The organism is Enterococcus sp. DIV1283b, from assembly GCF_051710965.1.
Classification (GTDB): Bacteria; Bacillota; Bacilli; order Lactobacillales; family Enterococcaceae; genus Enterococcus_B; species Enterococcus_B lactis.
Genome location: NZ_JBIOLR010000001.1, coordinates 1,270,913 through 1,296,852, shown reverse-complemented (window position 1 = coordinate 1,296,852; position 25,940 = coordinate 1,270,913). Strand labels below are relative to the sequence as shown.

The window sequence follows — 25,940 nt, the reverse complement described above, 5'->3', positions numbered from 1 at the left end:
TACGGCAGCCTCTTCTCATCAACCCGCTTTTTTCTCTGAATCTTTATAGATCACTGTTGGCTCACCAGACAATTCAGCTGCTTCTTTGGTGATAATCACTTTTTCGATGTTTTCATTTGAAGGGATATCAAACATCACATCCATCATGATTTCTTCGATGATAGAACGAAGACCTCGAGCACCAGTGTTGCGTTCGATTGCTTTTTTCGCAATAGCTCTCAACGCTTCAGGTTCGAATTCAAGTTCAGTATCATCTAGAGAAAGAAGTTTTTGATATTGTTTGACTAACGCATTTTTTGGCTCAGTCAAGATCCGTACCAGATCATCTGTTGTCAATTTCTCTAAAGCTGCCATAACAGGTAATCGTCCGATAAACTCAGGAATCAATCCGAATTTCAGCAGATCTTCAGGAATGATATGCTGCATGACGCTTTCGTCTTCAGAAAGTTTTTGGTTTTGTGTACCAAATCCAATCGTTTTTTCGCCCATACGGTTTTTCACGATTGTTTCGATACCATCAAACGCCCCACCTACGATGAACAAGATATTCGTCGTATCGATCTGGATAAATTCTTGATGTGGATGTTTACGTCCTCCCTGAGGCGGAACACTTGCAACAGTTCCTTCTAGAATCTTCAGCAAGGCTTGTTGGACACCTTCACCGGAAACATCACGAGTGATGGATACATTTTCGCTTTTACGCGCGATTTTATCGATTTCATCAATATAGATGATCCCTTTTTCTGCACGTTCCACATTGTAATCAGCAGACTGGAGCAATTTAAGTAAAATGTTTTCCACATCTTCACCCACATAACCAGCTTCTGTCAAACTTGTCGCATCTGCGATTGCAAAAGGTACATTCAACGTTTTTGCTAATGTTTGTGCCAAAAATGTTTTCCCTGACCCTGTAGGTCCGATCAAGCAGATATTGCTTTTTTGTAGTTCAACATCATCTGTGTTCTCTTGTGCTTGCTGATTGACACGTTTGTAGTGATTGTATACGGCAACAGCTAACGAGCGTTTTGCGCGATCTTGTCCAATCACGTAGTTATTCAATACTTCAAGAATTTCTAGTGGTTTAGGGACTTCAGTGAATTCGCGTACAGCTTCTTCATAAAATTCTTCATCAATGATCTCTTTACATAGGTCGATACATTCATTACAGATGTAGACCCCTGGACCAGCTACGATTTTTTTCACTTCTTCTTGGGTTTTCCCACAAAAAGAACAGCGTACGGTCTCATTGCTACTTGGATTGTCATACATGGTCTTCACCCCTTAACTTGCAAAAAGTATGCAAGAAACTATCAGAGACTTTACAGTCTTTTACTATCATAACATAGTTTAGTAAAAAGAAAAAGTGTTTAACAAAGGATCGATTGACCCATATCTTTGTATATTTTCACGCTTAACAAAAAATAAGGGACTGTGACAACAAACATGTCACAGTCCCTTATTTCATGACCTCTATTACTTAATTTTTATTCTTTTGCTTCTGTCGCTGTACCTGTGATCAATTCGATTGCTTTTTTCATTGTCACATCGTGTTCCAGCATATCTTCTGTCAACACGCGTTTGATTTGTTCGATTGGCATGTTGTATGTTTCTGATAATTCTTGGATTTCTGCATTGATTTCTTCTTCTGTTGCTTGAAGATTTTCAGCAGCTGCAATTGCTTCGATCACAAGATTTGTTCTTGTGCGCATTTCTGCTTCACCTTCGAATTGTTTATGCAAGTCTTCTTCTGTAGAACCAGTTAATTGATAGTACATTTCAGGAGAGATACCTTGACGTTGCATGTTGTTCAAGAATTCGTCCATTGAACGATGTACTTCATCATGAACCATCACGTGTGGCAATTCAACGATTTCTGCGTTTTCAACAGCCATACGGATTGCCGCTTCATCTTTTGCATCGTCTGCTGCTTTTTCTTTAGTTTCTACTAATTCTTTGCGATATTTCTCTTTCAATTCGTCTAATGTTGATACTTCGTCATCCACATCTTTTGCGAATTCGTCATCTAATTCAGGCACTTCTTTTGCTTTTACTTCATGGATTGTTACTTTGAAGACTGCTTCTTTTCCAGCAAGATCTTCTGCTTGATAATCTTCTGGGAAAGTTACATTTACATCTAGACTTTCACCTGATTTATGACCAACTAATTGATCTTCAAATCCTGGAATGAATGAACCTGAACCTAATTCAAGTGAGTAATTTTCGCCTTTTCCGCCATCAAACGCTTCGCCATCTACAAAGCCTTCGAAGTCGATTACTACTGTATCGCCATTTTCAGCTGCAGCATCTTCTTTGATAACTAATTCAGCTTGTGCTTCTTGTTCACGTTTGATACGTGCATCCACGTCAGCATCTGTTACTTCACGATCTTGTTTTTCAACAACTAGATCTTTATATTGTCCTAATTTTACTTCTGGTTTCACTGTTACTTCAGCAGTGATTACCCAGTCTTGACCTTTTTCCATGCTTTCAACATCGATTTTTGGTTGAGAAACAGGATCGATGCCAGCTTCTTTGACAGCAGCTTCATAAGCTTCTGGTAATACAGCATTCAATGCATCTTCATATAAAGCTTCTTCACCGTACATACGGTTGAATACTTGACGAGAAACTTTTCCTTTACGGAATCCAGGTACGTTCAAGCTTTTTTTCACTTTATTAAACGCAGTTGTTAATCCTTTTTGGATTTCGTCTTGCGCAATCGTAAATTTTAAAACACCATCATTCGTGCCTTTTTTTTCAAATGTTGCAGTCATTTAATTCCCTCCGAGTTTAGAAATTCATTTTATACATCAAAAACGTTTCATGCATACCTTTAAATAGTACACTAACCCTTTCAAATTGTAAACATATTGAATGGGTAGAATCCTTGTTTTTCATAACATTTTTATCTTTTTCACTGATAAAATCTAATGGAAGAAGATCATTTGCTGCAAAATTTTCTCTCGTTTTTTAAAAAAATCTTGTTTTTCATCTTCCGTACCATCATACATCGTTTTTCCTGTGCATGCCTCTACAGTCAGTTGAAACCAACGCCTCGGGTCTTCAATGTATGTATCATAGACAGGATAAACGATTGCAGATTGCAACGTAAATTCTTCTTTCAACACCGAACTAAGTAGCGCATCTTCATTCCCATAATGATCTGAAAACACACACAATTGTCGATAACTTGACTGTTGCTGTGGCTTAGGCAAATCTTTGGGTATGACTTTGACTAGTTTTTCTTCAATCGTCAAATAGAAAACAGGGTTGCATTCATTCAATTGCCTGAGTGTCTCCAGCAATTTTGCCCTCGCTAAAATATGGACCTCTGGTAATACAATCAGCTTACTCGCTGTTTGGATAAACTCATGGTAAGGAAGCTGTTCGATCTCCTCGATAGACGACAGCTGACGTGCTGGTTCCAATGAAGGAAGTTCCTCCGATTTTTTATGGAGTGCCTTGACTTTTTGCCTCTCCATTTGTCCGGATAATTCTTCTGCAAATTGAATTTTTTCAATGATACGCTGCTCAAAAGATTCATAAAAATCTGTACTTGCTATCAATTTTCTAGCATATAAAAAATCTTGTGCGCTGATTAACAAGTCAAAATAAAATTCAGCAAACTCCTCGTTTTCAAGATACTGTTTTTCATGTAAGAGTGCTTGTTTCAACGCTTCTTTTTTCTCGTCTAACTCATAAAGACAAAAAACAAGCAGGCTATTAGCCTCAAAGCTTTCTTTCAACTCGTAAGCACGTTGAAATAGTTCTTTTGCCTGCTGATATTGCTGGTTTGCTAGTGCTTGTTGGGCCACTCGCATTAAATTCTCATATTTTTCTGGAAAATCAATCGGCTTCACGCAGTGTCCTCCTCTTGCTTATGTTCAGCTCATGTTCAATAGTAGCAAAACAAAAAAAGCATGACAATTAAAAATAATCGAAGCATCCTCTAAAAGCTAGATTTTTGATCTGACTTTTAGAAGATGCTTCAAACTACTGTTTTTTATAGATCATCAGCTGTTAACTTCTTGGTTGAATGCTTTGATTAGATTAATCGTAACGACACTTGTATTAGTGAAAAAATCTCCCAGATGCTGCTTTTTCTGATTAAAGATTGCTGGAAGATACCCTAACATCAGCAAAGGAAACTTTAGAATGAACCGGCAAGCACCTTCTCTAACTAAAACAGTTGACCAGCTAAGTTCTTCTTCATCAAAGCTGATAACTCGAATACCGAAGATCATTTTCCCAATCGTTTGGCCATGATTGAGTTTCGTCAATAAAACAAAATACGCTAAATAAATGAGTAATGCTGTGAATCCATAGAGACTCAAATACGAATCTGAAAAATTCAGCCAACCTAGATTTTTGGCAATACCAAGTGTTAAACGTGTAATAGCTCCGATACACAAAAGATCAATCAAGAAGGCAAACATTCGGATCAAAAAACCTGCATAGAAATAATGAGGAAAATCATTTGCTTTTGGTGGTTCATTTTTTTGTGTCAGTATACTTTTTCCATTTCCGTTGTTTCTTTTTGATTTCTTCTGACGTCATCGGTTCTCTTTCAAAAGAGCTCAGCACCTTTTGGGAAAAGCTTGGATCAGGTCCCACAGCAGGCTGCTGTTGCCTCTCTCTTCCTTGTTCCTTATTTTCGTTTGGAAGTTCCGTCATGCTTACTCACCTCCGTAATAATACATTGCTTTTGGTGATTCTGCAGTTCCGAGATTCTCAAGTATTGATAAGATCTGACTAGTTTCAGAAGATTTCAATCCTTGGAACTCTGCCAGTTTGCTCCCTAACCATGTGCTGGCAAATCCAGATGATGCGGAGGAATATTCTACTAATTCAGCATCTTCAAGCTTTTGTTCCTTTCGCATAGCTTGTAAGGCGTCTTCAGGGAATCCCAATTCATCGACTAAACCTACTTCTTTTGCTTGGACACCATCATAAATCCTTCCATCTGCTATTTTTTTGACTGCTTCTTCAGATTTATTCCGTCCCTCGCTAACGATTCTTACAAATCGTTGATACGCACTGTCAATATACGCTTGAAGCACTGCTTCCTCTTCTTTTGTCTCTGGGCGTGTTCCTGAACCCATATCTTTCAATGCACCACTTTTCACTGTTGTGTCTTCCACACCCAGTTTTTCTAAAAGCCCTGAATAATTCAATCCTGACATGATCACACCAATTGAACCGGTCACTGTTTCTTCGGTTGCAAAGATTTTATCTGCTTGAGCAGAAATATAGTAACCACCGCTAGCTGCCATGTTTTTCATACTGACATACATCGGGATATCATGTTCTTTACGGATCGTATCTAATTTCTTAGCGATTTCCGCACTTTCATAGACACCACCACCAGGAGAGTTTACTTCTAAAAAGATTCCTTTGACTGTTGGATCTTCTTCCACAGCTTTCAGTTGTTCCATGAAATTTTCATGGTTATAACCTTCAGAAGCAAATAAACCAGAAGATCCTCCTGCAGCAATCGTTCCATCTACTGTTAGTTTTACGATTTTTTGCGTACTGTCTCCCTCTTCCAACACATTTGGTACTAACTCTTCATCCCCGTATAACCAACTGTTCAACCCCTCGACTTGATTGTTTTCCTGAGGCTTAGTCAAACTCGCCGAAACTAACGAAACCACAAATAATCCCGCAGCAATCAGAACTGCTGCCCAACGTTTTTTATTCATTCTTTCTCCTTTCTAATACAAGTTTTTTATGACGATCACAGTTTCTGACTGCTCGGAAGCGTCGAACCGCTCTGCTTTTTCTTCACGCGCATACCCGGAAAATGACTCTTTTGTCCATTCATCTTCTACCGTAAACTCTCGCGCTTGGACAACTTCCAAGGCATCAGGTGCGATTTCCTGGATGCTATCCCAACCAGTATCTAAAAATATTTTTGTATCATCTGATACACCAGCTGATGCTTCAAATTCGGACAATTGTTTTTTTAACATTCCAAGTGTCATGATTTCAATTTTTGAATCCATTTGTCTCCTCCTTCATCCTATTACTTTCTATTGTACCGAACTCCTGAAAAAGATGATAGATAAAAACCGATTATTTTTTGACACAAAACGCACATACAAAAAGCAATTCGATATATACCAATTTATTTTTATTCTTTTTTTGTTGACAAAAACATTCGCAAAAGGGTATGATTTTAAATGTTTCCAGATAAAAAATAAAAAAGGAGGATAGTTATACCTTTTAGGATAGCGCCTGGTCTGTGCAAACAGATGACGAGGAGAGGGTTTATCGAAAGATTCGGCGGATGACCCTAGGGACTGCACTCTACAGAAGATCCACAAAAAGTATCTGCAAAGATAAAACAAAAGGATTTTCCTGCAGCTGGAAGCATTCATACGAATTCATTATAGAAAGTAGGATGTTTTTTATGTGCGGAATTGTTGGAATGATTGGATTAAAAAATGTAACACCAGGATTGATTGGCGGGCTAGAAAAATTGGAATACCGCGGTTATGATTCAGCTGGCATCTTTGTCTCAGATGGCACGACAGATCATTTAGTCAAAGCACAAGGCAGAATCCAAAATTTAAAGGATAAAATAACTTCTGATACTACAGGAAATATAGGCATCGGCCATACACGTTGGGCAACCCACGGACAACCATCTGAGGAAAATGCCCATCCACATACTTCACAAAGCGGACGTTTCGTGCTCGTTCATAATGGCGTGATCGAAAACTTTGAAGAACTTAAAAATGCTTATTTAACAGATGATCACTTTATCGGTGAGACAGATACTGAGATTATCGCTCATCTGATTGAAACTTTTGCGAAGGATATGACGGCAAAAGAGGCATTTTTAAAAGCTTTGCGCGTCATCAAAGGTTCTTATGCTTTCGCTTTGATTGATCGTACAACACCTGATGTGATTTATGTAGCGAAAAACAAAAGCCCATTGTTAGTTGGACTTGGTGATGGATTCAATGTGATTGCTAGCGATGCAATGGCTGTGCTTGCTCATACGAAGAAATTCGTCGAGGTCGAAGATGAAGAGATGGTTACCGTTACATCAGACAAAATTATTATCCAAAATTTTGCGGGCGACATTATGGAACGTTCTTCATTTGAAGCGCAAGTAGATGCTTCAGATATCGAGAAAGGCACCTATCCTTTTTATATGCTGAAAGAAATCGACGAACAGCCTATTATCATGCGCCGTATTGCTCAAAAATACGTAACAGAAGACAATCGGGTCCCTCTTGATCCAAAACTGATCGATACATTATCTGACAGCGATCGAATCTACATCGTTGCTTGCGGAACTAGTTACCATGCGGGATTAGCTGGTAAACAGACTTTGGAAGAATTGACACAGATTCCTGTCGAGGTTCATTTAGCCAGTGAATTCGGCTATAACACACCTCTTCTTTCAAAAAAACCATTCTTTATTTTCTTGAGTCAAAGTGGCGAAACAGCGGACAGTCGGCAAGTGCTGGTAAAAATCAACCGTCTTGGCTATCCTTCACTTACGATTACAAATGTTGCTGGCTCTACTCTTTCGCGAGAAGCATCCTTCACCCTATTGTTGCATGCCGGACCTGAGATTGCAGTAGCATCAACGAAAGCTTATACTGCACAAATAGCAGTACTGACTTTATTAGCCAAAGCTATCGGTGACAAAAAAGAATTAGAAACTTCTCTTTCGTTCGATATCACTCATGAATTGAGTTTAGTCGCAAATGCGATGGAATCGGTCATTGCCCAGAAAGATTATTTAGAGGAGCTGGCTGCAGAATACCTCAGTGACACAAGAAATGCTTTTTATATCGGACGCGGGGCAGACTACAACGTTTCTCTTGAAGCCGCTTTGAAATTGAAAGAAATCAGTTACATCCAGGCAGAAGGTTTTGCTGCTGGTGAATTGAAACACGGAACAATTGCTTTGATTGAAGAAGGAACACCCGTGATCGGAATCATCAGTGAAGAAGTGACTGGCGCGCATACTCGAGGTAATCTGAAAGAAGTCGAAAGCCGTGGCGCTAAAACATTAGTTATCGTCTCAGAAGGATTAGAAAAAGAAAATGACCAACTAGTACTGCCAGCAGTCCACCCTTATCTGTCTACTCTTGCCACAGTCGTACCGACTCAATTACTTGCCTATTACGCCACACTGTTACGAGGATTTGACGTTGACAAGCCACGTAATCTGGCGAAATCAGTGACAGTTGAGTAACGTTTCTGTACGGGAAATCATTTGATTTTTGCAGTCTTTTGTAAAAAAATAAAAGCATAGTATGTACCGAACACCAAAAAATTTGATTTTTAGTGTTCGGTATTTTTACTTTATTTCCCGTTTACTTTTTAAAACCTCGTTTAAATAAATCGTTCACTTTCTCTGTCTATAATATTGGAGTTCCTTTAATAATTTGGCTTTTAATTCCGTTTCTTCAACTACTTCAAGTAAATCAAACCCTTTTTGCATTAATTTTGTATCGTTTTGGCAGTACCCCAATCTTACGAAGATCATGCCTAGAAAATCAGCTCGTTTTGCTCGTTTCGCCATATCTTTTGCTAGATTCAACATGTATCGGCCATCTTCTACAAGATTTTTTTGTATATATATTTGAGAGATATTCATCAAAAGTGTCAGCCTTACTGTATCGACAACATCCAATCGATTATATCTATCAAGCGTAGCTAATAGAATAGGATACATTATTTCTAACGTGCTGATTTCTAGATGAAATGAAATGATCGCAAATATTTGAATATCTCTTAATGTCCACACCTCTATTTTTGAAAGCCGCTGCCAAATCGGAGTCACCAACCCTTTGAATTCTGTTTTATCAAAGTCTATAGGATCAGCAGATAAATACAAGCGTAAAATCAACAGGATTTCTTCTATTTTTTTATCTGAACAAGTAGATGTAAATTCTAAACATCGTCTATACAACTTTCTTATCTGTGCACTTTCTGTATTTGAAATAATAGAATAAAAATCCTCAATAAGCCTTGTACGATTATCTCTATTATCTCTATTCTCTATATTTGCCAAATATCTAAATTCATCTAAAGATACATCTATCCTCTCTAATAAATAACAAGCATTTTCAAACCTTGGCTCCGTCTCATTTTTTTCAATCCGCGAAAGAGTTGTCCTATCTAAAAAATCATTACAAACTTCTTTTTGAGTCATTCCTTTCCCTTTCCTTATAAATCGATACATTTCGCCAAACCTCAATTTTTTCTCCCTCCAAAATTTTTGTGAGCTTATGCAACAAATCTACCAAAAACAATTAGATGATTATAAAATATAAGGGTAACAAAGAAACTATTATACTTATATTATAACAAAAACAAAATGGAGGTTGTCCTATGATAAGAAAAATGCTTATTATTTTTGTCACTACAATTGTTGTTTCCTCACTCGTCCTGACTTCTACTGCAATCGTCTCCCTTGCTTCTGAATTAGATACTACCACTATCAAGCCTGATGTTTACAAAAATGATAGTTATAAAGAAATGGAAAAAGAAATGGCATCCATTGCGTTCAAAAGATCATTGGAAACCATTACCCGAACAAACAACATTGAACAGGCAAAAGCATTTGCAGAATATTTTCTTAAAAAATATGAAGGCGCAGAAATGAGGACTAGTGGTTATGGCGAACGTATCCAAAACGGGGGTTGGAATATTTTTTATCAAACAGCTGCCGGTAAGCAAGCAGTTCGTACTGCTTACAATATTTTATTCGTTCAAAGCAGTGCTGGCGTCGCACTTTCCGGAATACTTGCTGCCATTACTAAAGCTACTTTACTAGGGGTGGGTGTTGCTATTGCGGCTCTGTTATCCGGCATGGTATTGAATACGATAGCATCAAGAAGCAGATTTTGTCGTGATAGAATAGATGCTAACGGCAATAGAGGGACTGGTAGAATAACCTTGACCGAAGCACGCTGGAGTTCTACCTATGATTTTCGATGGTAACAAAATTAACGCTCTTACGCTGGTCTATTCTCTTTTTTGATAGTATAGTTGCTTCTCTTGTTTTGTACTTCCTTATTGCGGACGGGCAAAACTATTATTACGTCTATCTATTGGCTCAAATTCCTAGTTATATTATTCTTGATCATATCCACAAAAAAATAGGATTAAAAGCAGATAAAGCACGCAAACGTGCTATTTTACTAGTGATGTTGAGTTTTTTCATCTCTTACATTGGTATAATGTTTCTTACACAATATGTTTTTAAATAAAAGAAAAAGCAAAGACCAGCGACGAATAACCGTCACTAGTCTTTGCTTTTTCTCTTATATTTTAGATTCTTAATCTAGACCGATTTCTTCTTTGACTACTGCCGCGATTTTATCGACATAGTAATTAACTTTCTCATCGGTAGGCGCTTCTGCCATCACACGAAGTAATGGTTCTGTGCCGGAAGGACGAACTAGGATTCTACCTTCTGATCCCATTTCAGCTTCTGCTTCTTCGATCACTTTTTTAATTGCTGGAACATCCATCGCACCATTTTTATCACTTACGCGGATATTCACTAATTTTTGCGGATAAATCGTTACCTCTGCTGCAAGCTCAGATAATTTTTTACCCGTCTGTTTCATAATATTCAACAACTGAATTCCTGAAAGCATCCCATCTCCAGTTGTGTTGAAATCTAAGAAAATCATGTGTCCAGACTGCTCGCCACCAAAATTATAATCGTTTTTGCGCATTTCTTCTACAACATAACGATCACCTACTTGTGTAACGACATCTTTCAGACCGATTCCTTCTACCGCTTTGTGGAAGCCTAAGTTGCTCATCACAGTTGTAACGATAGTGTCTTTTTTCAAGCGATTTTTTTCTGCTAAGTATTTAGCACAGATAAACATGATTTTATCACCATCGACGATATTCCCAAGTTCATCTACCGCGATGATGCGATCGCCATCGCCATCGAAAGCTAGACCAGCGTCCGCTCCTTTTTCAACGACCATCTCAGCTAAACGTTCTGGATGTGTAGAACCTACCCCATCATTGATGTTTAAACCATCTGGATTTGTGCCCATTGTATAGAAGTCTGTTTCAAGATCAGCGAACAAACGATTGACACTTGTTGAAGTTGCTCCGTTTGCTGCATCGACACAAATCGTCAAACCGGAAAGATCGCCATTGATCGTTTGGACAAGGAATTGAGAATATTTCAATAAACCTTCTGGAAATTCTTCTACAGTTCCCAAACCTTCAGCTGATGGACGAGGCAATTCATCTACTTCTGCATCCAACAATGCTTCGATTTCTAGTTCTTGATCATCTACTAATTTAAAACCGTCTGCACCAAAAAATTTGATTCCATTATCCTGCGCTGGATTGTGCGAAGCAGAGATCATGACTCCTGCACTTGCTTTTTGTAACCGTGTCAGATAAGCAACACCTGGCGTAGAAATCACACCTAGTTGGAACACTTCGATACCCACCGATAAAAGTCCTGAAATCAGCGCTTCTTCTAACATTTGACCTGAGATTCTTGTATCCCGCCCCACTAGTACGCGTGGGCGTTTTCCTTCTTCTTCATGCTGGCTTAGGACATAACCTCCGCATCGTCCCAGCTTAAATGCAAGTTCTGGCGTAAGTTCCTTGTTGGCTTCACCGCGGACGCCGTCTGTTCCAAAATATTTACCCATAGTTGTAAAATTACTCCTTTAACTTAATTTTCCGAGGAATTTGTTCTGCTCACTTGTGTTGATTCGCTTGTTTGCGACGTTTCTTCTGTACTCGTGGATGAACTGCTTGTTGCAGATCCCGAACTAGAAGAAATGGACGTTGTTGTTGATGGTACCGTTGCTGAATCAGCAGATGAAGTGCTTATACTTGTATTTGTATCTTCTTGTGTCCGACTGCTCGTCGAAGCGGAACTGCTGCTTGACGTTTGCATTACGGGTGTAATCTCCACACTGACTGATTTAGGTTTGATACTTAGTCCTTCTTCTACTGGTATTTCGATTTTACGAGTTGTTCGATGACTGATTCCTGAGACATTAATCGGTACAGCGATACTGTCGCCGATTGATGCAAGTAAATCGCTAGATCCGCTTACTTCTGCTTCCAGGTCTGAAAAACTGAAATCATAGCTTTCGACCCCAGCAGCCGGTGTTCCTTGTTGCGTCCCATAAAGTCGTACCGTCTTGCTTGGTTTGATTGCATCAGCTTTCACAGTTACTTGCACTGGATCGGAAATGATACTTAATATTTCTCCTGCTGCATTCAGCGCTTGTATCGGCACTTCACTATTGATTCCATCATCCGTGACCATCGAAGCATCCACATCAGCTACTACTCGTTTGATTTCGGCCAATGTTTTGTCGCCTGTAGTGATAGAGACTTTTTTAGGACTAACGGAAGTATCATCCAGCTCATATCCAGATGGTGTGATCGTTGAAGGGATCAACGTTTCAACATCGAAATCTTTTGTCACCTTTTTCTCAACCGTTACTGTAATAGTTGATGGTTCCATCTTTGCTTTGACAGCACTGCTCAAGTTCTGAATTTTCAGCGGAACTTCATGTGTTCCTTCGCCAAGCTTAGTGATATCTGCAGTGATGCGAAACATTCGTGTATCTTCGTTTGCTTCTGCATTCAACTGGACTCGGTTTGCACTGGAAAGTTTGACCGTCACTGTGTTTTCATATCCATGGATATAATAGCGTTGCGAATCATAAGAAATTTTGATCGGCACACCAGTGACTGTTTGATTATACGCTTCATTTCCAGAAAGCGTGTTTTGAACGGACTGTCCATTTGCATTGAAGTACAGTGCAATACTGAACAGCAATGCAATAAAACTGTAAAGAATGCTTGTCCGTCTCTCTTTTGAGATCATTTGCGATCCCCTCCCTTAGTCATACCGTCTAGGAAAGATTGAATCACGTTTTTCTTATTTTTTGTTTTCTCTTCAGCAATTAGTTCTCTACGCAAGATTGCCAAATATTCTTGCTGGGATAAGCCAGCCATCAGTTCATTATCTAACGTGATGCTGACGTCCCCGGTTTCTTCAGAGACAACGATGGTGATCGCGTCGCTGACTTCGCTTATACCGACAGCTGCCCGGTGTCGAGTCCCGAATTCTTTAGGGATCAACATACTTTCTGATAGAGGAAGATAGGCGCTTGCTACTGCGATCTTTCCTTCTTTTACAATAACTGCACCATCATGCAGCGGTGTATTAGGAATAAAGATATTGATCAGCAGCTCCCCAGTGATATCTGCATCTAAAGCAATCCCTGTCTCAATATACTCATCTAATCCAGTATGACGTTCGATAGTGATCAGCGCACCGATTTTTCGCTTGGACATATATTGGATGGCTTTGTCAAAAGACAAAATCATCTTCTCATCTTCCTGCTGTTCGCTTTTTGATTGTTTGAAAAGCGAACTGCGTCCAAGATGTTCCAGTCCTCTCCGGATTTCCGGCTGAAAAATCACGATAGCAGCTATCACCCCGTACGTAATGACTTGGTTCATCAGCCAAGACAAGGTGTGCAAACCAATGATTTCCGCTACGATTCGGATAACAATAAAAATAGCTACACCTTTCAGAAGCTGAATCGCTTTTGTGCCTCGCAGCAGTTGGATCAGTTTGTATACAAGATACCAGACAACCAGAATATCAAGTATGTTCACCAAAAAATTCAGAGAGAACAAGTCACCGGAAAACATTTGCTGCCAATAGTCCAAATTAAAAAGTTCCCCGATTTGAAATGACATAAAAAGCCTCTCTTCTCTTTTGAGATTTCCTCTCTAGTATATCATATGTTTTAATTTTAGAGGCTGATCTGCTCGTATTTTTCTTGAGAAAAACACATAATTTTCAAGAAAATTACAAGTATGCGTTTTATTTTTCTCTAGAATAAAAATTTTTAAACCTCAGAGAATTATTCATTACATTTTTTCTGTTATTTTTCACTTTTTTCTTCTGTAACGTGTTCCATTTTTTTACGTCGTTCTGCTCTGGCGGCTCTTCGGGCAGCTCTTCTTTCTTCCGCTTCAAGATCCGTCGTTTTTTCTTTTCTCGTCTTAACGACTACATCAATAGACTCTTCTGGTTCAAGTCTTTTCTTGATTTTTTCTAATTCTCCTGACAGTGCAGCATAGTTGTAAAAACGTGTTTTAGCATCTTGGACAGTCTTTTCAAATAAAGCTTTTGCAAGATTTGGATTTGCGTTCTCTAGCGAGGAAAAGCGAACTTGTTTCCTCATGAAATCAGGCATAGCAGAGAAATCAGGTTTTTTGTAGTCCAAAGTCATTGGTTTCTTGTTTTTTTCGACCATTGCAGGGTTATATCGATATAATGACCAATAACCAGAAGAAACAGCTTCTTTTGCTTCTTTAAGCGATTCTTTCATTCCACCAAGCAAACCATGTGTGATACAAGGCGTATAGGCAATAATCAGAGAAGGACCAGGATACTTTTCTGCTTCTTCAAATGCTTTGATTGTCTGCATTTGATTGGCACCAGAAGCGATTTGTGCTACATAGACATTCCCATATGTCATCGCCATCATCCCTAAGTCTTTCTTTGAAGCATATTTTCCACTAGCTGAAAATTTAGCGATTGCCGAAGCTGGTGTTGCTTTTGAGGTTTGACCGCCAGTATTGGAATAGACTTCGTTATCCAAAACAAGGATATTTACGTCTGCTCCGCTGGCAAGTACATGATCGATTCCGCCAAAGCCAATGTCGTAAGCCCATCCGTCTCCACCAATCATCCATTGGCTGTTTTTTACGAATAGATCTCTTCTCTTGTATATATCTTCCAGTTCAGGGACAATTGATCGTTCGTTTTCGATCGCTGCTTGCAGTTTTGCTGCTCTTTGCTGCGTTCCTTCACTCTCAAAGAGATGTTCCAACCAGTCTTCCATCAATTCTCGCAGTTCTTCTGATACTTTTGGCAATACTTCTTTGATTGAATTTGCCAAAGCCTCACGACGAGTCTGTGCCGCCAGAAGCATACCATAACCAAATTCAGCATTATCTTCCAATAAAGAATTTGACCATGCAGGCCCTTGACCACATTCGTTTGTCGTATAAGGAGAAGCCGGAGAGGCACCGCCCCAAATAGAAGAGCAGCCTGTCGCATTCGCGATCATCATTCGATCGCCGAACATTTGTGTCAATAATTTTACATAAGGTGTTTCGCCACAGCCTGAGCAAGCACCTGAGAATTCAAGAAGCGGTTGGTTGAATTGTGTCGATAAAACCGTATTTTTCCCTTTCACTGGATTTTCTTTTTGTCTTAGCGTCATTGCAAAAGCCCAATTCATAGCTTGTTCTTTCTGTTCTTCATAAGGTTTCATTACTAAAGCTTTGCCTTTTGCGGGACAAGCCTCTACGCAAAGACCACAACCTGTACAGTCTTCCACTGAAACTTGGATACGATATTTTACGCCGTCTGCGCCTCGCATTTCTCTCACGATAAATCCTTCTGGCGCTTCTTCCATTTCCTCTTCATCTGCTAAAAATGGACGGATGGCAGCATGAGGACAAACAAAGGCACATTCATTACACATCGTACAGCGATCACTAATCCACTCGGGTACTTCTAAAGCGACACCTCGCTTTTCAACAGAAGCCGTTCCTAAAGGCATTTCGCCAGTTGTCATTCCATTTGCTACAAGCGTACCAACAGAGAGATGATTCCCTTCCTGCGCATTCACTGGCTTAAGGATTTCTTGTACATATCCCCTGTTTCTTTTATTGATTTTTTCAGGCATCTCCAATGTTTTCCAATTTTCTGGAATCACAACTTCATGAAGCAGTTCGATTGTCCGATCAATTGCCTGTATGTTTTTTTCTACGATAGCCATTGATTTATGCCCGTAGCTTTTTAGTGCTTCTTCTTTTAGCAACGGGATCACTTCATCAAATGGAATGATGTCAGCTAATTTAAAAAATGCTGTTTCCATTGCCGTATTGATTCGGCGTCCCAAACCAACTTCTTGGGCCAATCTCATGGCATTGATCGTATAGAACCGAATGTTATTTTCAGCCAAGTAACGTTTTAATTTTATGGGCAGATGCGTTTCTAATTGTTCGTCATTCCAAAGAGTATTCAGTAAAAAGATTCCACCTGGCTTCAATCCTTTGACCAAGTCATAGCTATGCAGGTAAGCTGGTGTGTGACAAGCAACAAGGTCCGCATGCTCGACAAGATACGCTGAACGTATCGGTGTATCTCCAAAACGAAGATGAGAGACAGTTAGACCGCCAGATTTTTTCGAGTCATAATAAAAATAGCCTTGAGCATATTTGTCTGTGTGATCCCCGATAATCTTGATGGCTGATTTATTTGCACCAACTGTTCCGTCAGATCCAAATCCCCAAAACTTTGCCTGGAATGTTTGCGGTTCTGTCAAATCCAGACTTTCTTTTGTTTCCAAAGATTGATAAGTCACATCATCCACGATCCCTATGGTGAACCGTTTTTTGCGTATGCTTGGATCTTTTTTCAATTCATCAAAAACTGCCGAGATTTGATCGGGCGTCACATCTTTCGAACCTAATCCGTAGCGACCACCAATAATAGCCGGGCGAAATTCAGAATCATATAACGCACTTTGAACGTCTAATAAAAGGGGTTCTCCCCCTGCTCCTGGCTCTTTACTTCGATCAAGAACAGCGATTGCTTTTACTGTATGAGGTAACTTTTGCACGAATGTTTCCACTGGAAAAGGTCGATAAAGATGGATATTCAAAAAACCTGTTTTCCGTCCGTTTGCATTCAAATAATCAACTGTTTGCTCAATCGTCTGTGCAACTGATCCCATCGAAACAATGACCTCTTCTGCATCAGCTGCTCCGTAATAAGTCACCAGATCATAAGAAGTACCTCGTAATTGATTGATCTCTTTCATATATTTTTGTACGATTGCAGGTAACTTATCATAATACGGATTGATTGTTTCCCGTTGTTGAAAATGAATATCTGGATTCTGGTTCGTGCCACTAACTGTCGGATGATTGGGATTCATCCCTCGCTTACGAAAAGAAGCTAATTTCTCCTGATTGATCAAAGGAGCTAATTCTTCATATTCCAAAACTTCGATTTTTTGAATTTCGTGACTCGTACGGAACCCATCAAAGAAATTCAAAAAAGGCAATTCACCTTCAATGGAAGCAAGATGTGCAACAGGTGCCAAATCCATCACTTCTTGCACACTGCTTTCAGCTAGCATCGCAAACCCTGTTTGTCTTGCAGCCATCACGTCTCCATGATCTCCAAATATATTTAAAGCATTCGTCGTCACTGCCCGACTAGCAACGTGAAAAACACTTGGCAGTAGTTCCCCAGCAATTTTATACATATTCGGTATCATCAAAAGCAACCCTTGTGAGGCGGTATATGTAGTTGTCAGCGCACCAGTTTTCAGTGAACCGTGAACCACGCCAGCTGCTCCTGCTTCGGACTGCATTTCCACTACTTTTACTGGTTGACCAAATACATTTTCTTTTCCTGCTGCTGACCATTGATCAACTAATTCAGCCATGGTCGAACTTGGCGTTATCGGATATATTGCAGCAATCTCGGTAAAAGCATAAGAAATATACGCGGCTGCCGTATTGCCGTCCATTGTTTTCATTTTTCGCATGATTCATCATCCTTGTTCATATTCTCTCTTATTATCTGTTCCATTATAACGTAAAATATTCCATTTTTTCTTTTATTTAGAAAAATATTTCACATACGTCTATTTCAATCATTTTTTTAGAAAAACAGTCTAAATCGTTGCCTTTTTTTATCAGACATGTGTAAACTATAACCGAAAGAGGTGTTTTTACATGGATATATCAGTGATTGATGCAACAAAAACAACTACAGAAAAAGGTATTACTTATGGTTCATCAGATGCTCCTAAAAAAATGATCGAATTCATCAACTTAGCTTGCCCATATTGCCGCCAATGGTTTGAAGAATCTCATGAGCTATTGGAAGAAGCCGTCCAAAGCGGACAATTGCAGCGAGTGATCAAATTATTCGATAAAGAAAAAGAAAGCTTGCAGCGAGGAAACGTGATGCACCGGTATATCACGATTAGCGATGGGCAACAAGCAATCAAAGAGATCAAACAAATATTCGATGCTCAAGACGAGTGGAAACATCTTTCGCTCCAAGGAGTAGCGGATTTTGCAGCAGATAAATTAGGGCTGGCAGAACAAAAAGACGAACAGCTGAGCCAAGCTATCATCAACGAAGCTGAGCAAGCACATATTCGATTTGTTCCAACTGTCATATTGGGTAAAGAAATCTTTGATGAATCTATTTCAAAAGAAAAACTAAAAGAATTGATCCAATCAAAATAAAACAACAAGGGGGCTGTGACAAAAGTCTTGTCACAGCCCTTTTTTCTGAATAAACGGTGTTCCAGAAGTAGCTTCTTCGGAAATAAGCCGAAATTTCACAAAAATTTGAGAAGCAATTTTCGTACATTCCTTCTTATTTCTTGAAGCTGACCACTTCTGTCACAACCTCTCCACTAAACAGTGTTCAATCAGATATAGTTTCCAGTGATCGTTTGTGCGTTCTTTAATCCTCCTGGAATCCCTTCATAAAGGATACTTCCACCACCAGATCCACCTTCTGGACCAAGATCAATGATCCAATCAGCACTTCGGATCACATCGAGATTGTGTTCAATAACAATGACCGTGTTCCCTTTATCCACTAAGTTATTGATAATTCGAATCACATTTTCGACATCTGACATATGCAGTCCTGTTGTTGGCTCATCTAGAATGTATATTTGTCCATTTGTTTTCAATTCATTAGCTAATCTCAGCCTTTGCGCTTCTCCGCCAGACAAGGTATCCATCGGCTGTCCAAGAGTCAGATAACCAATACCAACTTCTTTTAGATTCTCAAGCTTTCGCTGAATCTCTTTCTCATCAAAAAATTCAAGTGCTTCTTCTATGGTCATATCCATAACTTCTACGATATTTTTTCCACGATAACGATAATCCAAAACAGCTGGATCATAACGTTTCCCATGGCAATTTGAACAAACTACCTCTGATTTGTCCATAAAGGATAGATTAAGCTCGATTATACCCGTTCCTTTGCATTCTGGACAAGCCCCTTTAGAATTGTAGCTGAAATATCCAGCATCAACTTGATTTTCTTTACCAAAGGCTTTCCGAATATTATTCATGATTCCACTGAATGTAGCTGGATTTGACCGTTTGTTCGTATGGATTGGATTTTGATCAATAAGTAGGCTCTCTGGAAAGTCTTTTAAAAATACTTGATTGACCAATGTACTCTTGCCAGAACCAGCTACCCCTGAAACAACGGTAAATACACCTTTAGGGATTTCTAAGCGAATATTTTTTAAATTATGCAAAGAGCTCTGGCGGCTAATGAAGGTTTCTGAAAATGTCCGTACTTCTTTTTTGATTGGTAATTGATGTCGCAAATAGTTTCCCGTTAACGTACTAGAATCCAGTAATCCATCATAATCCCCAGTATACATGATCTCACCGCCGTGACTTCCAGCATAAGGTCCTACATCCACGATATGATCGGCCACCTTGATGACATCAGGATCATGTTCGACTACCAGAACTGTATTCCCTTCATCTCGAATTTTTTTTAATAAATCATTAAGTAGGTGGACATCTCTAGGATGCAATCCTGTACTTGGCTCATCAAAAATATACATTATATTAGTCAAACTGCTAGCTAATTGCTTCACCATTTTTACTCGCTGTGATTCCCCTCCAGATAAACTTGAAGTCTCGCGTGTCAATGTCATATAGCCTAATCCAATATCAATCAAATCTTGGATACGTTTTTTGATACTGGCAATCAACGGATGACGCTCTTTGTTATCTAACGTTTCTAGTATTTGTAATAGTGAAGATAATTCTTTTGCTGTCAAATCGTATATATTATAACCGTTTATTTTAGAGCTTAGGACTTCGTGTGAGAAACGTTTTCCTTGGCATTCTGGACAAGTGTCCATCTTTGTATACGTCTCCAGAACCTTTGCTGTTTTTTTCGTTGTTTCTTTTTCAGTATGGACATTGGTTCGCATGAATCGAGTGACAATCCCTTCATAAGTCACATTCATATCTCCCGCACTTGGTATATTGATTCTCTCTGCTTTTCCATACAATAATCGATCGTATTCTTCTGATGTGTATTCGGAGATTGGTTTGTTTGGGTCGAATAAACCAGTCTCTGCATACATTTTCCAATACCAAGTCCCTACCGTGAAATTGGGAAGCAAGATTGCTCCTTCATTTAGTGAGCGTGTCGCATCTACGGCGGCATCGATATTCAATGTTATCGTTTTTCCAATTCCTTGGCAGACAGGGCACATACCTTGAGGATCATTAAATGAATACGCATTGGCATAACCTAATGGCGGTTCAGCAAAGCGTGAAAATAAAACTCGAAAAAGTGCCTGGATATCCGTTGCAGTACCTAAAGTGGATCGAGCATTTCCTCCCAGTTTCTTCTGATTGATCAAAACAGCCGTAGATAAATGCTTGATCTCATCAATATCAGGTCTGCTATATTTAGGCAAAAAATTACGTGCAAAACTACTAAAAGTCTCATTCAGCTGTCTGCCCGCCTCCTGTGCAATCGTATCAAAAACAATAGAAGATTTGCCAGATCCTGATACGCCAGTAAAGATAGTAATTTTATTTTTTGGGATACGCAAATCAATGTTTTTCAAGTTGTTTTCACGGGCATGAATCAATTCAATATACTCTGTCATCCTTGTTTCTCCTTTAAAATCGATTTTTAAACAAATCTATGGCGAACAACGGGCAGTAATAGGGATTTATAGTTTGACAGAAGAAGAAAAGAAAAGCAAGTAATATTTTGTTAAATAAAAAAACTGATACATCCGCATCTCTGCTTCATGTATCAGCTTTTACATTGGATTACACTGCTTCTTCACGTAGTTTTTCCGCAAATTCATTGATTTTGCGAATGCGGTGATTGATTCCCGATTTGGATATCGCACCTGAGGGAATCATTTCCCCTAACTCTTTCAAACTGACTTCTGGATGCTGAAGCCGGAGTTCAGCAATTTCCTGAAGTTTTTCAGGAAGGGCATGCAGACCGACCTTTGCTTCGATCAATTCGATGTTTTCGATTTGTTTAGAAGCCGCATCGATCGTCTTATTCAAATTTGCTGTCTCACAATTAACTAGGCGATTGACTGAATTTCTCATATCCCGTACGATCCGTACGTCTTCAAATCGAAGCATCGAATTGGTTGCACCAATCAGTGTCAAGAAATCAGCAATCTTTTCTGCACCTTTTAAATAGGAAATATAGCCATTGCGTCGTTCAAGCGTTCGAGCATGCAGTCCGTAATAATTCAACATATCGCAAATGTCTTGGTTATGCTGTTCATAAATGGAAAATATCTCTAAATGATAACGGCTTGTTTCCGGATTATTGACTGAACCCGAGGCCATAAAAGCCCCACGTAAATACGAACGCATTTTTTGCGAATTCCCCATAATCTCGTCCGAAACGTGTCCATTGAACATCATACCATCCATAATATCAAGATCCATCAGCACATCTTTTGTGCCTTGCTTCAAGCGGACGATATAGACATTGTTCTTTTTTAATTTCATTTTTTTACGAACGAGTAGCTCACTTCGTACCTGATAATGATCTTTCAAAAGAGAATAGATACGTCTGGCAATTGCAGCATTTTCTGTTTGGACGTTCAAAATAAACTGCTGGTTCACAATACCTAAAGAGCCGTTCATTCGCAACAAAGCAGCTAATTCTGCTTTCGCATGTTCTCGATGAACTTCCAAACCAGTTAGTTCTTTCTTCACATCTGCAGCAAATGACATCCTATTCTCCTCCTTTCTCCAACAATAAATTGCTTAATATTTTGAACCGAAAACTAATCGGAACAATTCTTCTACCACTTTGTCTCCATCATGGAAGACACCACCGTCTTTCAATTCTAAAAAGTCGGTAGAAATCACTCGACAGCCTTCATTTCTCAATCCGTTGAAATCATGTGCGACTTGTACTAAGTACTCATCATAGATTTCCGGGTCCATATAATCTTCTGGTACTTTTTCCGTATTGACTAGTACCGTGTCGATAAAGGGCTGCTTCAAATGCTTGTGTAAGACACGTATATGATCGGCATCGGTGAAGTGTTCAGTTTCCCCTTTTTGGGTCATGATATTACAGATATACACGGTTTCAGCAGTTGTATTAATCATAGCTTCGCCAATTTCTGGTATCACTAAATTGGGAAGGATGCTAGTGAATAAACTGCCGGGACCCAAAACGACCATGTCGGCATCCATAATTGCTGAAACGACTTTTCGTGCCGCTTTAGCTTCACTTTTATCATTCGTGTTGCAAACATAGACATGATCGATCGTTTTGCGATCAATCGCGATTTTAGATTCTCCTACTGCAGTCGTTCCGTCTTTAAAGACCGCATGCAAGGTCAAAGGCGTTTCTGAAGAAGGATAGACGTGTCCATCTACATGCATCATTTTCGCTAATAATTGAATCGCCTCGTATGTGCTTCCTCGCATTTCGGAAACTGCAGCAATGATCAGGTTACCGATCGTATGATTGGCTAAGAACTGATCTTCTTTTTTAAAACGATATTGGAAAATATCTTCATAGAATTGCGGCATATCCGATAACGCTACTAAGACATTTCTCAAGTCACCAGGAGGAGCCATAGCAATCGATTCTCTGATTGCGCCGCTGCTTCCACCATCATCCGCAACAGTCACTACTGCCGTGATATCTGCTCCCTGATTTCGTAAACTTTTTAGGATAACCGGCAGACCCGTGCCACCGCCGACCACTACGATCTTTGGTTTTCTTATCCGGTAGGTTTTCATTTTCACGACCGGTTCACCGTCTCTTTCCTTTTATCCTTGTCCCGATGTGTCACATTGACTTTATATGTTTTCCCTAAAGCATTTGCCAAACGTTCAGTCAACGCTACAGAACGGTGTTGGCCGCCTGTACAGCCGATTGCGACCGTCAAGCTGCTTTTTCCTTCTTTGATATATCCAGGTAATACGGTTTCCAGAAGATCCAAGAATTTATGGTAGAAAGATTGTGTTTCATCAAAGGACATCACATAATCATAGACTGGCTGGTCTTTACCGGTTAGTGGTCTTAGTTCTGGAATATAATGAGGATTTGGCAAAAAACGTACATCCATCACGATATCAGAATCAATCGGCAACCCATATTTAAAGCCAAATGATACAAATTCAATTCGAAATCCTTGGTCTCCCTTTGACTTGAAAGACTCGTTGATTTTTTCGCGTAATTGTCGTGGTGTCAATGTCGTGGTGTCAATGATCACGGAAGCTTGTGCTTTCAAGTCGTCTAATATTGCCCGCTCTTTACGGATTCCTTCAGTGATCAAACCGTCCATTGCCATCGGATGCGCTCGTCTTGTTTCTTTGTAACGAGCAACTAGTTCTTCGTCCGAAGCATCTAAAAACAAGATAGAAGTGTCGATGAAGTTCGTATTTTCGATTTCAATCAGCATGTTTTGAATTTCTTCAAAGAAGGAACGAGAACGTAAATCTACTCCTAAAGCCATTTTTGTGACTTTACCTGATTCTTTGATCAATTCCCAGAATTTTGGAATCAATCGAGGTGGCATATTATCGATACAAAAATAGCCCATATCCTCAAAACTTTGGATAGCTACTGTTTTTCCTGCACCGCTCATACCTGTTATGATGACTAATTGCAAATTATCTGTCATATTTACGAACCCCTCTCACATTGTACATAATAAAATTATATCATTCCGGGCGTATCATTACCAGCTTTCTTTCTCTTTTACAAAAAGATTTGGACCAAATATCTTTTAGGATATTTGCCCCAAATCCAAGATTTTTCTACTTTTCAGATACTGTATCTAATGCTTCGTTTCTTTCAGCTAATGCTCGTTCGATCGTCCGATCCGCTAAAATAGATTGAGCATCGATCACTGGGTAATGATTATCTTCAGCAAATTCATTCATCAAAGATAATTCCGTGCAACCTAGGATAACTTTTTCACAGTTTAATCGCTCTACCGCTTCTTCCAAAATCTCATAGTAGAGTTCTTGATTCAAGTGATCTGACTCTTTGATTTCATGATAGATCAAATAATTGATTTTTTCTTGAAGCGCAGTATCAGGAATCACTGTTTCAAATCCAAGATTTTTGACTTCGCGTTCATAGATTCCAGCTTTCATACTTCCTTCTGTTCCTAGAATCGCTACTCTCCCTGTCGTACGCTGACGGACAAGTTCATTTGCTGCTTCTCTTGGCATATGCAGGATAGGAATATCCGTTGCCGCTTGTAATTCTTCAAAAAAGTAATGTGCTGTGTTACAAGTCAACACAATGAAGTTTGGTCGCAATAAATTTTGTTTCTCAATATCATCCAGCAGAAACGGCATTGGATTTTCTTCTGATCGATCTAAAATATAAGCTGTACGATCAGGAACTGTTGCATGATTGAATAAGACATAATTCAAATATTCTTGATCTTTTGTAGCTTTCGTTCGGTGGTTGATCAAGCGAACAAAACTTTCTGTCGCCATCGTGCCCATTCCGCCTAAAATACTGAAAAAATTCTCCATGAACTAGCCTTCTTTCACATGAAAATACTTTTTGAATCTTGGAATATAGTTATGGAACATATATTTCATCAACATCCAGCGTTTGATTGACCGGTCTTTTTCATAAAATACAGTAGTGCCGTAACGATTTTCTTTGATCATTTGCTCAGCTAGTTTTTTGTCTTCATTTTCCCGAGCATATTCTAAAAAGATTTTTTTGGGCACACCCATCCATAATCTTGCTTTATCTGATTGATTCGTTCCATAGGTCGTTTCAACAAAGGGTTTGTTGAACACTCGATCTTCTGTGACGAAACGAGCCAGATTCAATCCGTTCAATGTCACAAAGAAACTGCTGCGTCCTTGTCTCAAATTGATTTCAAATAATTTATATTCTCCATCTCTAGGATCATACTTCATATCGAAATTGGCAAAGCCTGTATATTCGATTTTTTCCAAAAATGCTTTAATAGTTTGATAGATTTTTTCGTTATAATCTGGCATGATCACAACATAATTCCCAATCGATGCTGGTGTAGGATCTTCTAACAGTGGATGACCAAGACACATCATCCGAACTTGATGATCTTCATCTACATACGCATTTAGCACACGCATATTACTATCATCACCCGGGATAAAATCTTGTACGATCATTTCACTAGTATAACCGGCTTCATAGATCCGACCTAAAATCAAATCAAACTCTTCTCTCGTTTCTAGAATAAACGCTTTTTTTCTTCCTTCAAATTGAACAGAAAGGTACTCCACACTGTTTGCGGGTTTCAAAGCAACCGGGAATTCAAAAGGTAATTCCTGTTCCAAGCGTCCATTTACTAACATTTCTTCTCTGACGATCAATGTTTTAGGATACGGAAGATCATATTCTTCACAAACTTCATAAAAGCTTACTTTATTGATCAGTCTTTCAAATAAAGAATAATCAATATACGGACAGATAAAATATTCTGACAGCTCTTGCTTATGTTGAGAGATCAATTCTGCATACCCATCACCACAAGCAATCAAAAGATATTTTTTACTCTTATCAGAATATCTTTCTTTTGCCAAACGAAGCATCGTCTCGATAAATACAGGGTCTTTATCAAATCCTGGAATGACTTCTACATTGACGATTTTACTGTAGCGGGTAGGGGCTAATTGATCAGAAGCATATGCTTGGCAGACTTTGCCGTATGCTTCGTTAAAAGAACGTGCCATACCATAAACGTTCATGTCGCTTCCTAATAATATAGGGATAAATTCTTCATTTTCAATACTGTTCATCATTATCTCTCACTTACTCATAATCTCTT

At 39.1% G+C, this 25,940-nt stretch carries 19 protein-coding genes and 1 pseudogene; 3 read left to right on the top strand and 17 right to left on the bottom strand.

The window, feature by feature from the left end; genetic code table 11:
- Positions 1 to 18 precede the first annotated feature (18 nt).
- The 6 genes and pseudogenes from clpX to IGJ53_RS06330 form a co-directional block, all read right to left on the bottom strand.
- Entirely contained in the window at positions 19 to 1,269 is a 1,251-nt protein-coding gene (gene clpX, locus IGJ53_RS06355) for an ATP-dependent Clp protease ATP-binding subunit ClpX (protein WP_002292068.1), read from the bottom strand.
- Between the two features lie 215 nt (positions 1,270 to 1,484).
- Positions 1,485 to 2,774, bottom strand: a complete 1,290-nt coding sequence (tig, locus tag IGJ53_RS06350; RefSeq protein WP_002292069.1) for a trigger factor — start codon at positions 2,772 to 2,774, stop codon at positions 1,485 to 1,487.
- A 153-nt stretch (positions 2,775 to 2,927) separates the two neighbouring features.
- Complete coding sequence (locus IGJ53_RS06345) at positions 2,928 to 3,860, bottom strand: tetratricopeptide repeat protein (protein WP_010732452.1); 933 nt, start codon at positions 3,858 to 3,860, stop codon at positions 2,928 to 2,930.
- Positions 3,861 to 4,013: 153 nt separating this feature from the next.
- A pseudogene (locus IGJ53_RS06340) lies at positions 4,014 to 4,674 on the bottom strand (RDD family protein).
- Between the two features lie 2 nt (positions 4,675 to 4,676).
- A complete protein-coding gene (gene sppA, locus IGJ53_RS06335; protein WP_002314847.1) occupies positions 4,677 to 5,702 on the bottom strand; it encodes a signal peptide peptidase SppA in 1,026 nt (341 codons plus the stop codon).
- A gap of 12 nt (positions 5,703 to 5,714) precedes the next feature.
- On the bottom strand, positions 5,715 to 6,005 hold the full coding sequence (locus IGJ53_RS06330; RefSeq protein ID WP_002297551.1) for a hypothetical protein: 291 nt from the start codon (positions 6,003 to 6,005) through the stop codon (positions 5,715 to 5,717).
- A 407-nt stretch (positions 6,006 to 6,412) separates the two neighbouring features.
- Between IGJ53_RS06330 and glmS the strand changes: the two genes are divergently transcribed.
- Positions 6,413 to 8,218: a glutamine--fructose-6-phosphate transaminase (isomerizing) gene (gene glmS / locus IGJ53_RS06325; RefSeq protein WP_010732451.1), complete on the top strand. Its 1,806-nt coding sequence runs from the start codon at positions 6,413 to 6,415 to the stop codon at positions 8,216 to 8,218.
- Between the two features lie 153 nt (positions 8,219 to 8,371).
- Here the strand turns inward: glmS and IGJ53_RS06320 are convergent, their stop codons facing one another.
- Positions 8,372 to 9,211: a helix-turn-helix domain-containing protein gene (locus tag IGJ53_RS06320; RefSeq protein WP_002336457.1), complete on the bottom strand. Its 840-nt coding sequence runs from the start codon at positions 9,209 to 9,211 to the stop codon at positions 8,372 to 8,374.
- Positions 9,212 to 9,360: 149 nt separating this feature from the next.
- On the opposite strand from IGJ53_RS06320, the gene IGJ53_RS06315 reads away from it, so the two are divergent.
- Positions 9,361 to 9,972 (top strand): hypothetical protein, encoded by a 612-nt coding sequence (locus IGJ53_RS06315; RefSeq protein ID WP_002400282.1) that lies wholly within the window; start codon positions 9,361 to 9,363, stop codon positions 9,970 to 9,972.
- Positions 9,973 to 10,310: 338 nt separating this feature from the next.
- Here the strand turns inward: IGJ53_RS06315 and glmM are convergent, their stop codons facing one another.
- From glmM to nifJ, 4 genes are all read right to left on the bottom strand, one after another.
- A complete protein-coding gene (glmM, locus tag IGJ53_RS06310; protein WP_002287824.1) occupies positions 10,311 to 11,666 on the bottom strand; it encodes a phosphoglucosamine mutase in 1,356 nt (451 codons plus the stop codon).
- 23 nt (positions 11,667 to 11,689) lie between these two features.
- Positions 11,690 to 12,862, bottom strand: a complete 1,173-nt coding sequence (locus IGJ53_RS06305; protein ID WP_010732450.1) for a CdaR family protein — start codon at positions 12,860 to 12,862, stop codon at positions 11,690 to 11,692.
- Positions 12,859 to 13,746, bottom strand: coding sequence for a diadenylate cyclase CdaA (cdaA, locus tag IGJ53_RS06300; RefSeq protein WP_002287821.1), 888 nt, complete (start codon positions 13,744 to 13,746; stop codon positions 12,859 to 12,861). The genes IGJ53_RS06305 and cdaA overlap by 4 nt, the downstream gene beginning before the upstream one ends.
- A gap of 188 nt (positions 13,747 to 13,934) precedes the next feature.
- Positions 13,935 to 17,627, bottom strand: a complete 3,693-nt coding sequence (nifJ, locus tag IGJ53_RS06295) for a pyruvate:ferredoxin (flavodoxin) oxidoreductase (protein ID WP_010732449.1) — start codon at positions 17,625 to 17,627, stop codon at positions 13,935 to 13,937.
- Positions 17,628 to 17,817: 190 nt separating this feature from the next.
- Here nifJ and IGJ53_RS06290 point away from each other — a divergent pair, with 190 nt between their 5' ends.
- Positions 17,818 to 18,339 carry a DsbA family protein gene (locus IGJ53_RS06290; protein ID WP_259741595.1) on the top strand — a complete coding sequence of 174 codons (522 nt, stop codon included), beginning with the start codon at positions 17,818 to 17,820 and terminating at the stop codon, positions 18,337 to 18,339.
- A gap of 188 nt (positions 18,340 to 18,527) precedes the next feature.
- Here IGJ53_RS06290 and IGJ53_RS06285 read toward each other — a convergent pair whose 3' ends face one another.
- From IGJ53_RS06285 to IGJ53_RS06260, 6 genes are all read right to left on the bottom strand, one after another.
- A complete protein-coding gene (locus tag IGJ53_RS06285) occupies positions 18,528 to 20,759 on the bottom strand; it encodes an excinuclease ABC subunit UvrA (protein ID WP_259741594.1) in 2,232 nt (743 codons plus the stop codon).
- Between the two features lie 169 nt (positions 20,760 to 20,928).
- Positions 20,929 to 21,864 (bottom strand): DNA-binding protein WhiA, encoded by a 936-nt coding sequence (gene whiA / locus IGJ53_RS06280; protein ID WP_002289698.1) that lies wholly within the window; start codon positions 21,862 to 21,864, stop codon positions 20,929 to 20,931.
- Between the two features lie 33 nt (positions 21,865 to 21,897).
- Complete coding sequence (locus IGJ53_RS06275) at positions 21,898 to 22,896, bottom strand: gluconeogenesis factor YvcK family protein (protein ID WP_193754153.1); 999 nt, start codon at positions 22,894 to 22,896, stop codon at positions 21,898 to 21,900.
- On the bottom strand, positions 22,893 to 23,777 hold the full coding sequence (gene rapZ, locus IGJ53_RS06270) for an RNase adapter RapZ (protein WP_002292102.1): 885 nt from the start codon (positions 23,775 to 23,777) through the stop codon (positions 22,893 to 22,895). The genes IGJ53_RS06275 and rapZ overlap by 4 nt, the downstream gene beginning before the upstream one ends.
- Positions 23,778 to 23,913: 136 nt before the next feature.
- Entirely contained in the window at positions 23,914 to 24,645 is a 732-nt protein-coding gene (locus IGJ53_RS06265) for an aspartate racemase (RefSeq protein WP_010732446.1), read from the bottom strand.
- 3 nt (positions 24,646 to 24,648) lie between these two features.
- Positions 24,649 to 25,914, bottom strand: a complete 1,266-nt coding sequence (locus IGJ53_RS06260; RefSeq protein ID WP_002320122.1) for a D-aspartate ligase — start codon at positions 25,912 to 25,914, stop codon at positions 24,649 to 24,651.
- Positions 25,915 to 25,940 lie beyond the last annotated feature (26 nt).